The following is a 13,224-nucleotide window of genomic DNA, read 5'->3' on the forward strand; positions in this document are numbered from 1 at the left end:
GCTCAGCGTCATTCTGGAAAGCCGCGGCCACTCCGCTTCGATGATCGGCCTCAACACGGCCGTCGCCGGCCTCGCCTCTATCGCCGGCGCGCCGCTCGCCACCCCGCTTGCCATGCGGCTCGGCGTCGCCTGGACCATGCTGTTGATGATCGCCATCGGCGCGCTGGCCTTTGTCGGTTTTCATTTCGCGCCGGATTTCTGGATGTGGTTTCCGCTGCGCGTCGCCCTGCATATCTCGCTGACGGTGCTGTTCATCCTGTCGGAATTCTGGATCAGCACCTCCGCGCCGCCGAACCGCCGCGGCCTTGTGCTTGGGATCTACGCCACCGTTTTGTCGCTCGGCTTTGCCGCCGGACCCTGGCTGTTCGCCCATCTCGGCAGTTCGGGCTTCCTGCCATTCGGCGTCACCATAGCGCTGGTGACGCTTGCCGCGATTCCGGTGCTGGCGGCCCGCAACGAGAGCCCGACAATCGTCGCCGAGAGCGAGACCAGCCATTTCCTGCGCTACATCTGGCTGGTGCCGACCGCGACCTTCGCCGTGCTTGTCTTCGGCGCCGTCGAGACCGGCGGTTTCTCGCTCTTCCCCGTCTATGGCAGCCGCATCGGCTATTCGGAGGCCGACGCCGCACTGCTGCTGACAATGATCGGGCTCGGCAACGTGCTCCTGCAGATCCCGATCGGCATGATCAGCGACCGTGTCTCGGACCGGCGCCATCTGCTTCTGGGCTGCGCCACCGTCGGCCTGATCGGCACCGTCTTCATGCCCTTCTTCGCGCAGAACTGGCATCTTATGGCCGCCCTTCTGTTTGTCTGGGGCGGCGTCGTCGCGGCGATGTATACGATAGGCCTTGCCCATCTCGGCTCGCAGCTTTCCGGCCATGAGCTGGCGTCCGCCAACGCGGCCTTCGTGCTGTGCTACGGCGTCGGCATGGTGATCGGTCCGCAGGCGATCGGCATCGGCATGGACGCCTTCGGCCCCTCCGGCTTCGGCTGGTCGCTGGCCATCTTCTTCGCCGCCTACATGCTTCTGGTCCTGGTCAGGCTGGTGCGCAGGATTCTCTAATGGATGTCGCCCAGAAGTGTTCAGCGGTTCTGGGACAACGACATGCATCAAAATAAAGACCTAAAGCGCGTCGCCTGAATCTGTTTCAGCGCGACGCGCTTTAGGCGGACGCCGCCGGCATCGGACATCCTGACATCACCGTGTCAGCAGCACCCCTGCTATACCTTGGCTCCAACGCCAGGCAGGAGAATTGCGATGATCGACAGCGGCTTTGAAACCAGATCCCTCAGGATGGAACTGCTTCTGCTCGTCACATTCCAGGCGCCGGCCGCCGATGTCGAGCGCATCATGGAGGCGGTGGTGGCGATCACGCCGCTGCGCATGGGCAAATATGACAGCAACGCCTATCAGTCGGCGCAGGGCATTGAGCGCTACCGGCCGCTTGAGGGCGCCGCCGCCGGCGCTGAGAACGAACTGCGCCGGCGGCCGGGCACCGTCGAAGTGTCGTTCGAGATCGCTGACGACCAAGCGCTCGCCGCCCGCGTTGTCGAGGCGATATTCCAGGCCCATTCCTACCAGGAGCCCGTCATCCGCATCCAGCCGCTGCTCGCCAGCCGCTCCAAGGGTCTGGACGACCGCGCCAATCCGAATCGATGGTGGAACACGACGGGCGACTGGAAAAAGAAGGGACAGTTGGTCGAGCACAACGCCTGAAGCGTGAACTCCGACGATGCCGAAATGAGGCAAGAATGGCGCCCGGGCTTGACTTTCCGGGAGCGTTCTTTATGTGTCGCGCCAAGTTTCCCGCGTCCGGGTGTTTTCCCCGTGCTCCAGCGGCCAAAACTCCACGAACATTAACGGACGAACATCATGGCCAAAGCCGCAAACATCAAGATCAAGCTTCTGTCGACCGCCGACACTGGGTTCTTCTACGTGACCAGCAAGAACAGCCGTACCAAGACGGACAAGCTCTCGTTCCGCAAGTACGATCCGGTCGCCAAGAAGCACGTCGAGTTCAAGGAAACCAAGATCAAGTAACCTGGTTATCCTGAGAATCGAAACGCCGCCCTCCGGGCGGCGTTTTTGTTTTGGAGCAATTTTCAGGAAGCACGGTTTTCCGACAGGAAGAAAGACTGCGACACAGAGCTGCGCGGCTGTCAGCGCAAGGTCAGTCGGCGGTTTGTAGGAAAAAGGGGGCCGGTCGGCGTTTGGCAGCGGTACGAGGAGGCCACTATGTGCCAGCGCCGGCCGGCCGACCCCACGGACCCAGGAGATGCGGCGGACCTGAGCATCATGGGGTATTTTTCGGATCGAGCCGGCTAGTCTACCCTCGTGCCGGCTTGCCTTCTGTCTATGCGCCGCAGATTTGCGCAAGACCTTATAAAAATCAACCATTTCTTAACCACCGCTCGCGAATCGCTTGGGTTAAGGTAAATTCCTAACCTTGTGGGGACGGCCGGGAATCGGCGCCTTTTGCAGGCATGCCGCTGAAGCACGAGCATGCGCGAAATCTAAATCTAAAGCATAAACAGCGGGTCGGAAAGATGGCGAGGCGCTTCAAGCAGCCTTGGCGACCACCCGATTGCGGCCGCCGCTTTTGGCTTCATAGAGCGCAAGATCGGCGCGCTTCATCAGTGCCGCGACGCTGTCGGTTCCCTTCAGAAGCGAGGATACGCCGACGCTGACCGTCACCTCGATCGTCTTGCCGTCGCTCCCGATGACAAAAGGCGCCTGCGCGATCTCGGCGCGGATGCGCTCGGCCACCTTCTCGGCGACCGCGCCGTCGGTGTCGGGCATAACCACGACGAACTCCTCGCCGCCGAAGCGGCAGGCGAGATCGATGCCGCGCACATTCTTGCGCAGCCGTCTGGCGAATTCCCGCAGCACATCGTCGCCGCCGTCATGGCCATAAGTGTCGTTGATCGACTTGAAGCGGTCGAGATCGGTGATCATCACCGACAGCGGCCGCCGCCGCGCTGCGGCGCGATCGAACAGCGTCTGCAGGTGGCTGTCGAGGTAGCGCCGGTTGTGCAGCCCTGTCAGCCCGTCGATCACCGCCATCTCGATCGTCTGGGCGACGCTGGCGCGCAATTGGTCGTTGTAGCGCTTGCGCCGCACCTGTGTGCGCAGCCGCGCCGTCAGCTCGTGCTGGTCGATCGGCCGGATCAGATAATCGTTGATGCCGAGCTCCAGTCCGCGCAGGATGCGGCCCTCCTCGCCCTCGTCGGCGAGCAGCATGATCGGCAGGAAGCGGGTGCGGTCGAGCGAACGCAGTTGCGAGCAGAGCCTCAGCGCATCGAAGCCGGAGAATGCGGTCGAGATCAGCACGCATTCATACGGTGTCTCGGCCGCCTGAAAAAACCCTGCGTTGGGATCGATCGCCACATCGAGATCGGCGCTGTGGCGCAGCATCTTCTGGATGCGTTCGACCGAGGATCTGCGCTCGTCGATGAGAAGCACCTTCGGCTTGACGTCTTCGGTCGCGAAATCACGGCTCAGAAGTTCCTCAATCCCGATATTGCGCGTGGTCGAGGCGCGCAGCCTGAGCTCGTCGGTCAGCGACTTCAGCCTGACGAGGCTCTTCACCCGGGTCATCAGCTGCAGGTCGTTGACCGGCTTGGTCAGGAAATCGTCCGCGCCGGCCTCTAGGCCGCGCACCCGATCCGAGACCTGGTCGAGCGCGGTGATCATGACCACCGGTATATGCGAGGTCGCCGGATCGCCCTTCAGGCGCTTGCAGACCTCGAACCCGTCCATGCCTGGCATCATCACGTCGAGCAGCACGACGTCGACCTTGCCGTTCTCGCAGGTCTCGATCGCATCCGGGCCGTTATTGGCCGTCAGCACCTCGAAATACTCGGCAAGCAGCCGAACCTCCAGCAGCCGCACATTGGCCGGGATATCGTCGACGACGAGGATCCGCGCGGTCATCTCAAAAGGCTCCGGTTCTGCTGGTCACGGGCATCAGGCATCGCCCAGGTAGGATTTGATCGTCTCGATGAAGCGCGGCACCGAGATCGGCTTGGAGATATAGGCCTCGCAGCCGCCCTGACGGATGCGCTCCTCATCGCCTTTCATCGCGAAGGCGGTGACGGCGATGACGGGGATCGAATGCAATTCGTCGTCTTCCTTCAGCCATTTGGTCACTTCCAGGCCGGAGACCTCGGGCAGCTGGATGTCCATCAAAATGAGGTCCGGCCGGTGCTGGCGCGCCAGATCCAACGCCTCCAACCCGTTGCGCGTGCGGACCGTCTCGTAACCGCTGGCTTCGATGAGGTCCCGAAAGAGCTTCATGTTGAGCTCGTTGTCCTCGACGATCATGACCTTCTTAGCCATCAATTTCCCGTCCCGACCGCCCTCGAAGCCGAAGACCGTCGCAATGCGTCTCCTCGGACCGCACCCAACCCTTTCCACCCTAGCCCAATATAATTGACGAAACGGAAACCGGAGGTTGGAAAGCTGCACCAATTCCACCTTCGGGCGTTTTGCGGGAGAGAGCGGAGGCTTGCCGCAAGCGACGCTTGCCGTTACTGCGTTAGCAGACTCAAAAATCCACCATTCCAAAGGTAATGATGGCGAACGCAGCGTCAATGCGCGAGGAAGCGGAAACCATTGCCGTCAAGGCGCTGGGCTTCGTCGCCGCCGATCCGGAACTTCTGCCCCGCTTCCTGGCGATCACCGGCATCGAGGCCAACTCGATCCGCAAGGCCGCCGCGGAGCCTGGCTTCCTTGCCGGCGTCCTGCAATTCATCCTCGCTCATGAGCCGACGCTGCTGCGCTTCGCCGAGGAGACCGGCACGCCGCCGGCCGCCGTCGGCAAGGCATTGCGCGCGCTCCCGCTCGGCAACGACGATCACGAGCGCTCGACATGAGCGACGATCCCGAGACGGCGCGGCAGATCGAGGAGCTTGCCGCCGACGACCGGCCGCTGCTGGTGCTCGATGTCGACGATGTCGTGCTCGAATTCGTCCGGCCCTTTCCGCATTTCCTCAAAACGCGCGGCTTCGGGCTGACGCTGGCTTCCTTCCGCCTCACCGGCAACATCGCCGAAACGGCTACCGGGCGGCTGATCGAACAGCCGGAAGTGACGGCGCTGCTGGGCGAATTCTTCGACACCCAAGCGGATTGGCAAAGCATCACCGAGGGCGCGGCGGATGCCCTGGCGATGCTTGGACAAGGCGCCGAGATCGTCATGCTGACCGCAATGCCGCACAAGCATCGCGCCGTGCGCCGCGCCCATCTCGATGCGCTGGGGCTCGACTACCCGTTGCTGACGACCGAGATGGCCAAGGGGCCGGCCATCGCCAAACTGCGCGGACTTAAAGGCCGGCCGGTCGCCTTCGTCGACGACCAGCCCTCGAACCTGGTCTCGGCGCGCAATTCCGTGGCCGACGCCCACCTCTTCCATCTGATGGCCGACAACTCGCTGCGCGCCTTCCTGCCGCCGACGCCGGAGGACATCGTCTCGGTCGAGGACTGGCGCGAGGCCGCGCCCAAGATCGCTGCCGCGCTCCGTCTTTAGAGCGTTTCACCGTTTCACGGAAACGGCGAACCACTCTATCTCCTTGTTTTTACGCAATTCCGGACGGAAAACCGCTCACACTTTTCCTGGAATTGCTCTAGTCAGCCTGGAGGCGATGGATGCAGAAGTTCGAGGCAGGGGCAAACATCGATGGTTTCGAGCTCGTCGAGCGGCTTCAATCCGGCGGCATGGCGACGCTATGGCGCGCGAGAAATCCGAATTTCGATTTCCCGCTTCTGCTGAAGATACCGTTTCTCAACCCGGGCGGAGACGTTTCCGTCATTCTCGGCTTCGAAGCCGAGGAATTGATCCTCAAACGCCTGTCGGGTCCGCATGTGCCACGCTTCGCGGCATCCGGAAGCCTGGCGAAGGTTCCCTATATTGCCATGGAGTTCGTCGCCGGCATCGGTCTGGCGGAGCTGACGAACCGCGCGCCACAGCCGCCGGACGAGGTGGCAAGGATCGGCGCCGAAATCGCGAAAGCGCTCGCCGCTTTGCACCGCCAGAAGGTCGTCCACCTCGATCTCAAGCCTGAAAACATCATTCTGGCCGAGCGTGGCGCCGTGCTCTTGGACTTCGGCCTCGCCCGCCATGCGGAGCTTCCGGACCTTCTCGGCGAAGAGAGTTCCGTGCCGATGGGCACGGCAGCCTATATGTCGCCGGAGCAGGTGCTGGGCGAGAGGTCCGATCCCGCAAGCGATATATTCGCGCTGGGCTGCATCCTCTATCAGCTCGCCACCGGGGAGGAGCCATTCGGGCGTCCGGCCACCTTCGCGGGAATGAAGCGCAGGCTCTACCATGCGCCCAAGCCGCCGCGAGACATCGACAAGGCCGTACCGAGGTGGCTGGAGGCCGTCATTGTGCGCTGCATGGAAGTCGACCGATCCAGGCGCTATGGCGAAGCGGCGCATGTTCTGTCGGATCTCAGGAACCCCGATCAGGTTGTGGTCGCCAGGAAGAGCGCGCCGTCGAACGAACGGGCCTGGGGCGCGATCAGGAATCTTTTCCGCAGGACGGATGAGAAGTCGCTGGTTGGCAAGGCGGCCAGCTCCGCGGCGCGCGCCGGACCGCCGATCGTTCTGGCCGCAGTCGACCTTGCCAACGGCAGCGATGCGCTGGCAGGCGAGGTTCGCAACGAAACCGCGCGTGTCCTCGCGGCACGTCAGGATTCCTGGCTGGCCTGCGTGACGGTGTTGAAGACCGAGATTGTCGGCAAGACACCGGATGTCGATGAATCAGGGCGCCTTGTCTATCTGCAGCGCCTGGTCGCGCTCAAAGACTGGGCGCGTCCGCTGCATCTGCCGGAGGACCGCATAAGCTATCACGTGCTGGAGGCCGTCAGTCCGGCCGACGCGATCCTCAATTATGCCGAGCACAATGATGTCGGGCACATCGTTGTCGGCGCCCGATCCTCTTCGGCAATTCGCCGCCACCTCGGCAGCGTGTCGACCAAGGTCGTGGCGCGAGCCCTTTGCTCGGTGTCGGTCGTGCGATTGAAAGCGGTCGAGGAAGAAAGGCGGCTGCCGCCGTGACGTGGTCGGTGCCCTGCAAGCGAGCTTGACTTCGGCCTTGCCTGCCTGTCGACTGCTCCCAGAATTGCATTGGGCTTTGCGAGGGGCATTGTCCTGACATGGCATCGATCGACCAGCAACCCGCGGGGCGGCCGGACAGCGGGCTTTCCTTCATCCCGGTGGCCTGGCTCGTCATCGTCATGGGCCTGTCGGCCTATGGCCTGATCTCGAACTGGCGGCTGATCGGCGACTTCAGCCTGCCGGATAACGTCCTCTTCCTGATCTATGGCGGCCTCGCCGGCGGTGTCATCACCATTCTGTGGGGGCTGTACCTGCTTGGTCTCGCCTTCAACCGATCGGCCCGTTTCCCGCGCCACTACACGATCTGGCAGGTCGCCATCATCATATGGATCCTGGTACGCCAGGCCTATGTGCTGCTGGTGTCCGACTTCGTGTTCTCGGCCGAGGGGCTGGGTTTCACCGTCGCCGAGATCGCCATCGGCCTGCTCTGCATCTATCTCCTGCGCAACGGCGCCGGCGCCGAGACGGTCTACGCCAATCCGGAGACCGAGCGGCCGCCGGTCTTCGTCTCGATCCTCGCCGCGCTGCTCGGCATCATCCTTGGCGGCGTGATCGGCGCATTTGGTGGGTTCTTCGCCGGTTCGCTGATCGCGGACCTGACGCATATGAGCTGCTTCGAGGGCGCCTGCGGATTTTTCGCGGCTTTCATCGGGCTGGGCGGCCTGATCGTCGGCGCGATCGCCGGCGGCATTTTCGCCATCTGGCGGGTCAACCGGCGCAGGCCGCCGCGGGCTCAGTAATTCCAAGGCCTCAATTTCATGGGGCCGCGATTGCGCGGGAACCACGCACGCTCTATGTCGATGGCGGGGTAGACGGGAGCCTTCCCGGGGAGAGCGTCGATGTTGCGGTTCATCTTTCGGCTGGCAGCCATGATAGCGCTGTCGATTTCGGTCATCATGGCGGTGATCGACACGACACGCTCGGTCGCCGCCTCCTCGCTGGTGATGACGCCGCTCAACGCGAGCTGGCTCGCGGTCTCGCCGGATACCCGCGCCGCCTTCGAGAGCTTCGTGCGCGCCAAGGCAAGTCCGCTGGTGTGGGACGGCGCCATCGCCTGGGTGCTCGCGCAGCCTGGTTTCGCCGTGTTCGCGGTGCTTGCTTTCCTGCTCTACGCCATCGGCTACCGGCGCAGGCGCCGGGGCGCGGAATTCGCTCCAAGCCCCTGAAGGCTCTCGTTGCGACGCAATTCCGGACGGAATGCTACGGCGAAACCGCGCGAGCCTGACCGCTTCACACTTTCCTGGAATTGCTCAAAGAGCCGTGCCGGAGCGCCGGTAACCGCTTTTTCCAACAGGTCAAAAATCCACGTGAATTTTGTTTCGCGCCGTGCCAGATTGGCCGCGAGCGGGAAGGGCAAACAACTTCCTGCCTGGCGTCGCCAGCCTGCCGGAGAACCGGGCAGGCAGGCGGCGCAAAACGGAAAAATAACCGACAGGGTGTGGATCACATGAAACGTATCGTTCTCGGCCTTCTGGCCGCAACCGCAATGGTTCTTCCGGCTTTCGCCGCGGACGTGCAGCCGGCCATCCTCTATGATCTGGGCGGCAAGTTCGACAAATCCTTCAACGAAGCCGCCTATCACGGCGCTGAGAAGTTCAAGACCGAAACCGGCGTCGCCTATGTCGAATTCGAAGTCTCCAACGCCTCGCAGCGCGAGCAGGCGCTGCGCCGCTTCGCCGAGGATGGCCGCAACCCGATCGTCATGGCCGGCTTTGCCTGGGAAGACGCGCTTAAAGCGGTCGCGAAAGACTATCCTGACCTGAACTTCGCCATTATCGACGATGCCGTCGACCTGCCCAATGTCCGCTCGCTGGTGTTCAAGGAGAACGAAGGCTCCTACCTCGTCGGCATCCTTGCGGCGATGGCGTCGAAGTCGAAGAAGGTCGGCTTCATCGGCGGCATGGACATCCCGCTGATCCGCAAGTTCGAATGCGGCTATGTCGGCGGCGCCAAGTCGGCGGGTGCTACCGACGTCATCCAGAACATGACCGGCGACACGCCGGCCGCCTGGAATGATCCGGCCAAGGGCGGTGAGATCGCCAAGACCCAGATCGACCAGGGCGCCGACGTGGTCTACGCGGCGGCCGGCGGCACGGGCGTCGGCGTGCTGCAGGCGGCGGCGGATGCCGGCAAGCTCGGCATCGGCGTCGATTCCAACCAGAACGGCCTGCAGCCAGGCAAGGTGCTGACCTCGATGATGAAGCGCGTCGACGTCGCCGTCTACAACGCCTTCATGGACGGCAAGAACGGCACCTTCAAGGGCGGCCTCCAGAATCTCGGCCTCAAGGAAGGCGGCGTCGACTACGCCATGGACGACAACAACAAGGCGCTGGTGACCGACGAGATGAAGGCCGCGGTCGAAAAGGCCAAGGCCGACATCATCGCCGGCAAGGTCGAGGTGCACGACTATACCGCTGACAACAAGTGCCCCTATTGATCGGCAGCTGAAGCAGGGTTTGAACCGCCGGGCCAGTGCCCGGCGGTTTCGTTTTTGGCAGGGGACGATGCGGCCGGCGGTCGAAGCCGTGGCCGAGGGGACAACCTATAGCGTGCCGACGATATAGCCGAGCGCGAACGCTGCCAAAAGGGCAAGCGCAATGACAAAACCAAGCCTGCCGCCAAGCGAATGCAGGCCGACGCCGTAGGACTTGCGCTCGAGCCGGTGGATCATCACTGGCGGCGGTTCGGCCTCGGGAGCGGCAAGGCCGGCGCGCCGCGCCTGCATCTGCGGCAGTTCGGCAAGGCGTTGTGTGATCAGCTCCCAGCGATTGCTGCGTGCATCGGGCGCCGCCGGATCAAGCGCGCGCAGGCGCTCGGCGAGCCGCAGCACCGTGTCGCGAAAGGCAGGATCGATCTCGAGGTCACGCTCGGCGCGGGCGCGTTCCCTGTCGTTCATCAGGCCGAAGACATAGTCGCCGGCCCGGGCGACGCGGTCGCTTTCACTGGACATGGCCGTCTTTTCCCATGGGCCTCACCAATGCGGCGGCTTGGTCACCGGAACGTCGGAGGCGGTCTGCTCCTCCAACTCCAGGAAGCGGTCGGTCAAGGCAGCGAGCTTGCGCTCCATGCGCTCGATCACCTTCCACTGTTCGGCGATCTGGCCGGACAATTCCTCGATCGTCTTTTCCTGCTCGGCGGCGCGGATTTCCAGCGTCGTCAGCCGATCGTCAGGCGTGGCCATGCAAAACCGGTCCTTGCGAATGTGAAGCCTTCACCCAAGCAGATATTCGTGTGATGCCCACGAGTACCCGCTTATGCTCAGTTGGTTCTCGCAGGTTCCGATCGCAAAACCGCGGGACACTTTTGCGGAACCTGCTCAGGTTCGAAATTGACAAGGGCGCGGGGATTTGTCGAGAGTGAACGGCCGATTGGCATAAGCGGGGCATCATGCTAGGCATTTTGACCAAGCGATAAAAAAACTGAGTGGGACAGGCTGCATGGCGCAAGCCGCAATTGAGCTCATAGGCATCAACAAGAGCTTTGGCGCGGTGCGCGCCAACCGCGACATCAACCTGGAGGTCGCGCGCGGCACCATCCACGGCATTGTCGGCGAGAATGGCGCCGGCAAGTCGACGCTGATGTCGATCCTCTACGGCTTCTACCAGGCCGACAGCGGCGAAATCCGCGTCGGCGGCAAGCCCGTTTCGATCCACACGTCCAACGACGCGATCGCGCTCGGCATCGGCATGGTCCACCAGCATTTCATGCTGGTCGACAATTTCACGGTGCTGGAAAATGTCATCCTCGGCGCCGAGACCGATGCGCTGCTGAAGAGCAGCATAACCAAGGCGCGCTCGGAGCTTGACCGGCTGGAACGCGAATACGGCCTCGAGGTCGACCCCGACGCCGTCATCGAGGAGCTGCCGGTCGGCCTGCAGCAGCGCGTCGAGATCCTCAAGGCGCTCTATCGCGGCGCCGAGATCCTTATCCTGGACGAGCCGACCGGCGTCTTGACGCCGGCCGAGGCCGACCACCTCTTCCGCATCCTCAAGCAATTGAAGGACCAGGGCAAGACGATCGTGCTCATCACGCACAAGCTGCGTGAGATCATGGCGATCACCGACACGGTTTCGGTGATGCGCCAGGGAACCATGGTGGCGACCAGGACGACAAAGGAAACCACGGTCGGCGAATTGGCCGAGCTGATGGTCGGCCGGCGCGTGCTGCTCAGGGTCGAGAAAGGCCAGTCGGAAGCCGGCGCGGTGAAACTGTCGGTGAAGAACCTGACGGTGAAGGACCAGCGCGGCGTCACCATGGTCGACAACGTCTCCTTCGACGTGCGCGGCGGCGAGATCGTCGGCATCGCCGGCGTTGCCGGCAACGGCCAGTCCGAGCTGCTGGAAGCAATCTCCGGCATCAGGCATGCGGTCTCCGGCGAGGTGATGCTCGACGGCAAGCCGATCGACCTCACCGGCAAGGCCGATCCCGGCGAATTGCGCGACCGCGGGCTGGCCCATGTGCCGGAGGACCGCCACCATGTCGGGCTGGTGCTCGCTTTCGAGGAGAACGAGAATTCCATCCTCGGCTATCACGACGACGAACGCTATCTGAAGGGGCCGTTCCTAGACGTCGATGCCATCATGGCCGACGCCAAGGACAAGATCGAGAAATACGACATCCGTCCCGCGAATCCACGGCTGAAGACGGCCAATTTCTCCGGCGGCAACCAGCAGAAGATCGTGCTGGCCAGGGAAATGGAACAGGACCCCGGCGTGCTGATCGTCGGCCAGCCGACGCGCGGCGTCGACGTCGGCGCCATCGAATTCATCCACAAGCGGCTGATCGCCATGCGCGACCAGGGCAAGGCCGTGCTGGTGGTGTCGGTCGAGCTCGACGAAATCCGCTCGCTCTCCGACCGTATCCTGGTGATGTTCGCCGGCCGTGTCGTCGGCGAGCGCGGCCCCGAGGCGACCGAAGGCGAGCTCGGCCTGCTGATGGCCGGCGTCGAGCACCAGGAGGCCGCCGAATGAGCACGCCCTACGCCAAGCTGCCGGCCTGGGCCGATTACGGGCTGATCCCGCTGATCAACCTGTCGGTCGCCTTTATCGTCGCCGGTTTCGTCGTCATGCTGGTCGGCGAGAACCCGTTCCGCGCTGCCGTCATCCTCGTCGAAGGCGCCTTCGGCAGGGGCACGGGCATCGCCTTCACGCTCTTCTATGCCACCACCTTCATCTTCACCGGACTGTCGGTGGCGGTGGCTGCGCATTGCAGCCTGTTCAATATCGGCACCGAGGGCCAGGCCTATATAGGCGGCCTGGGCATCGCGCTCGTTTGCCTGAGCCTCGACAGCGTGATGCCCTGGTGGGTGATCTTTCCGATCGCGATCGTCGCCGCCGCGGCGTTCGGCGCGCTCTGGGGCCTGATCCCGGCCTATCTCCAGGCCAAGCGCGGGTCGCACATCGTCATCACCACCATCATGTTCAACTTCATCGCGGCCTCGGTGATGGTCTATCTCTTGGTCGGCGCGCTGAAGCCGGCCGGTTCGCAGGCACCGCAGACGCGCAATTTCCTTGCCGGGGCGGAACTGCCGAAGCTCAACTGGGTGATCGAATTGTTCGGCGCCAAGATCCGCTCGGCGCCACTCAACATCTGCTTCCTGCTGGCGCTGGTCATGGCCTTCCTGGTCTGGCTTCTGATCTGGCGCACCAGGCTCGGCTATGAGATGCGCACCTATGGCCATAGCCCCAAGGCCGCGCGCTACGCCGGCATTTCGGAAACCCGCATCATCATCACCGCGATGATGATCTCGGGCGCGCTGGCCGGCATGATGGCGCTGAACCCCGTCATGGGCGACCAGCACAACGTCGCGATCGATTTCGTGTCCGGCGCCGGCTATGTCGGCATCGCGGTGGCGCTGATGGGCCGGCTGCATCCGGTCGGCATCGTGCTGGCGGCGATCCTGTTCGGCATGCTCTACCAGGGCGGCGCCGAGCTTGCCTTCGAGATGCCGGCGATCAGCCGCGACATGATCGTCATCATCCAGGGCCTTGTCATCCTGTTCGCCGGCGCGCTGGAACATATGTTCAGGCCTTACATCCAGGCGCTGTTCGCCTCGGTCAGTCCGAAGTCGGTCGGCATGCAGGCGGTCAAGGGGACAGGGGCCTGAG

15 protein-coding genes are annotated in these 13,224 nt (G+C 63.3%); 11 read left to right on the forward strand and 4 right to left on the reverse strand.

Going from position 1 to position 13,224, the window contains the following annotated elements:
• The 3 genes from E5X34_RS03250 to rpmG form a co-directional block, all read left to right on the forward strand.
• On the forward strand, positions 1–1,063 hold a 1,063-nt coding region (locus tag E5X34_RS03250), incomplete at its 5' end, for an MFS transporter (RefSeq protein ID WP_292560971.1).
• A 195-nt stretch (positions 1,064–1,258) separates the two neighbouring features.
• Positions 1,259–1,717, forward strand: coding sequence for a hypothetical protein (locus E5X34_RS03255; RefSeq protein WP_127305573.1), 459 nt, complete (start codon positions 1,259–1,261; stop codon positions 1,715–1,717).
• A gap of 156 nt (positions 1,718–1,873) precedes the next feature.
• Positions 1,874–2,041: a 50S ribosomal protein L33 gene (gene rpmG, locus E5X34_RS03260; protein ID WP_006201775.1), complete on the forward strand. Its 168-nt coding sequence runs from the start codon at positions 1,874–1,876 to the stop codon at positions 2,039–2,041.
• A gap of 519 nt (positions 2,042–2,560) precedes the next feature.
• Here rpmG and E5X34_RS03265 read toward each other — a convergent pair.
• Positions 2,561–3,934 carry a PleD family two-component system response regulator gene (locus E5X34_RS03265; protein ID WP_292560975.1) on the reverse strand — a complete coding sequence of 458 codons (1,374 nt, stop codon included), beginning with the start codon at positions 3,932–3,934 and terminating at the stop codon, positions 2,561–2,563.
• Between the two features lie 33 nt (positions 3,935–3,967).
• Positions 3,968–4,339, reverse strand: coding sequence for a response regulator (locus tag E5X34_RS03270; RefSeq protein WP_027166515.1), 372 nt, complete (start codon positions 4,337–4,339; stop codon positions 3,968–3,970).
• Between the two features lie 236 nt (positions 4,340–4,575).
• Here E5X34_RS03270 and E5X34_RS03275 point away from each other — a divergent pair, with 236 nt between their 5' ends.
• From E5X34_RS03275 to E5X34_RS03300, 6 genes are all read left to right on the forward strand, one after another.
• A complete protein-coding gene (locus tag E5X34_RS03275) occupies positions 4,576–4,875 on the forward strand; it encodes a DUF3572 domain-containing protein (protein ID WP_112127631.1) in 300 nt (99 codons plus the stop codon).
• A complete protein-coding gene (locus tag E5X34_RS03280; RefSeq protein ID WP_292560978.1) occupies positions 4,872–5,525 on the forward strand; it encodes a hypothetical protein in 654 nt (217 codons plus the stop codon). Before E5X34_RS03275 ends, E5X34_RS03280 begins: the two co-directional genes overlap by 4 nt.
• 119 nt (positions 5,526–5,644) lie before the next feature.
• Positions 5,645–7,057 carry a bifunctional serine/threonine-protein kinase/universal stress protein gene (locus E5X34_RS03285; protein ID WP_292560982.1) on the forward strand — a complete coding sequence of 471 codons (1,413 nt, stop codon included), beginning with the start codon at positions 5,645–5,647 and terminating at the stop codon, positions 7,055–7,057.
• A 98-nt stretch (positions 7,058–7,155) separates the two neighbouring features.
• Positions 7,156–7,857 (forward strand): hypothetical protein, encoded by a 702-nt coding sequence (locus E5X34_RS03290; RefSeq protein WP_292560984.1) that lies wholly within the window; start codon positions 7,156–7,158, stop codon positions 7,855–7,857.
• 99 nt (positions 7,858–7,956) lie between these two features.
• The gene (locus E5X34_RS03295; protein WP_292560986.1) at positions 7,957–8,283 is read left to right on the forward strand and encodes a hypothetical protein; all 327 of its coding nucleotides are present in this window, start codon (positions 7,957–7,959) and stop codon (positions 8,281–8,283) included.
• A 281-nt stretch (positions 8,284–8,564) separates the two neighbouring features.
• Positions 8,565–9,554, forward strand: a complete 990-nt coding sequence (locus E5X34_RS03300) for a BMP family ABC transporter substrate-binding protein (RefSeq protein ID WP_042639278.1) — start codon at positions 8,565–8,567, stop codon at positions 9,552–9,554.
• A 105-nt stretch (positions 9,555–9,659) separates the two neighbouring features.
• On the opposite strand, the gene E5X34_RS03305 is transcribed toward E5X34_RS03300, so the two are convergent.
• Positions 9,660–10,067, reverse strand: coding sequence for a hypothetical protein (locus tag E5X34_RS03305; RefSeq protein WP_292560989.1), 408 nt, complete (start codon positions 10,065–10,067; stop codon positions 9,660–9,662).
• Positions 10,068–10,088: 21 nt separating this feature from the next.
• Positions 10,089–10,298: a SlyX family protein gene (locus E5X34_RS03310; RefSeq protein WP_042639282.1), complete on the reverse strand. Its 210-nt coding sequence runs from the start codon at positions 10,296–10,298 to the stop codon at positions 10,089–10,091.
• Between the two features lie 256 nt (positions 10,299–10,554).
• Between E5X34_RS03310 and E5X34_RS03315 the strand changes: the two genes are divergently transcribed.
• Together E5X34_RS03315 and E5X34_RS03320 are read left to right on the forward strand one after the other, a co-directional pair.
• A complete protein-coding gene (locus E5X34_RS03315; protein ID WP_292560993.1) occupies positions 10,555–12,087 on the forward strand; it encodes an ABC transporter ATP-binding protein in 1,533 nt (510 codons plus the stop codon).
• Complete coding sequence (locus E5X34_RS03320; protein ID WP_042639286.1) at positions 12,084–13,223, forward strand: ABC transporter permease; 1,140 nt, start codon at positions 12,084–12,086, stop codon at positions 13,221–13,223. Before E5X34_RS03315 ends, E5X34_RS03320 begins: the two co-directional genes overlap by 4 nt.
• Position 13,224 lies beyond the last annotated feature (1 nt).

It is taken from the genome of Mesorhizobium sp. (assembly GCF_004963255.1).
Classification (GTDB): Bacteria; Pseudomonadota; Alphaproteobacteria; order Rhizobiales; family Rhizobiaceae; genus Mesorhizobium.

Excerpts from the sequence above, each read along its gene's own strand:
- rpmG (WP_006201775.1), top strand. The coding sequence starts at position 1,874 with ATGGCCAAAGCCGCAAACATCAAGATCAAGCTTCTGTCGACCGCCGAC.
- E5X34_RS03300 (WP_042639278.1), top strand. The coding sequence starts at position 8,565 with ATGAAACGTATCGTTCTCGGCCTTCTGGCCGCAACCGCAATGGTTCTT.
- E5X34_RS03295 (WP_292560986.1), top strand. The coding sequence starts at position 7,957 with ATGTTGCGGTTCATCTTTCGGCTGGCAGCCATGATAGCGCTGTCGATT.
- E5X34_RS03265 (WP_292560975.1), bottom strand. The coding sequence starts at position 3,934 with ATGACCGCGCGGATCCTCGTCGTCGACGATATCCCGGCCAATGTGCGG.
- E5X34_RS03290 (WP_292560984.1), top strand. The coding sequence starts at position 7,156 with ATGGCATCGATCGACCAGCAACCCGCGGGGCGGCCGGACAGCGGGCTT.
- E5X34_RS03275 (WP_112127631.1), top strand. The coding sequence starts at position 4,576 with ATGGCGAACGCAGCGTCAATGCGCGAGGAAGCGGAAACCATTGCCGTC.
- E5X34_RS03255 (WP_127305573.1), top strand. The coding sequence starts at position 1,259 with ATGATCGACAGCGGCTTTGAAACCAGATCCCTCAGGATGGAACTGCTT.
- E5X34_RS03285 (WP_292560982.1), top strand. The coding sequence starts at position 5,645 with ATGCAGAAGTTCGAGGCAGGGGCAAACATCGATGGTTTCGAGCTCGTC.
- E5X34_RS03270 (WP_027166515.1), bottom strand. The coding sequence starts at position 4,339 with ATGGCTAAGAAGGTCATGATCGTCGAGGACAACGAGCTCAACATGAAG.
- E5X34_RS03305 (WP_292560989.1), bottom strand. The coding sequence starts at position 10,067 with ATGTCCAGTGAAAGCGACCGCGTCGCCCGGGCCGGCGACTATGTCTTC.
- E5X34_RS03320 (WP_042639286.1), top strand. The coding sequence starts at position 12,084 with ATGAGCACGCCCTACGCCAAGCTGCCGGCCTGGGCCGATTACGGGCTG.
- E5X34_RS03310 (WP_042639282.1), bottom strand. The coding sequence starts at position 10,298 with ATGGCCACGCCTGACGATCGGCTGACGACGCTGGAAATCCGCGCCGCC.
- E5X34_RS03280 (WP_292560978.1), top strand. The coding sequence starts at position 4,872 with ATGAGCGACGATCCCGAGACGGCGCGGCAGATCGAGGAGCTTGCCGCC.
- E5X34_RS03315 (WP_292560993.1), top strand. The coding sequence starts at position 10,555 with ATGGCGCAAGCCGCAATTGAGCTCATAGGCATCAACAAGAGCTTTGGC.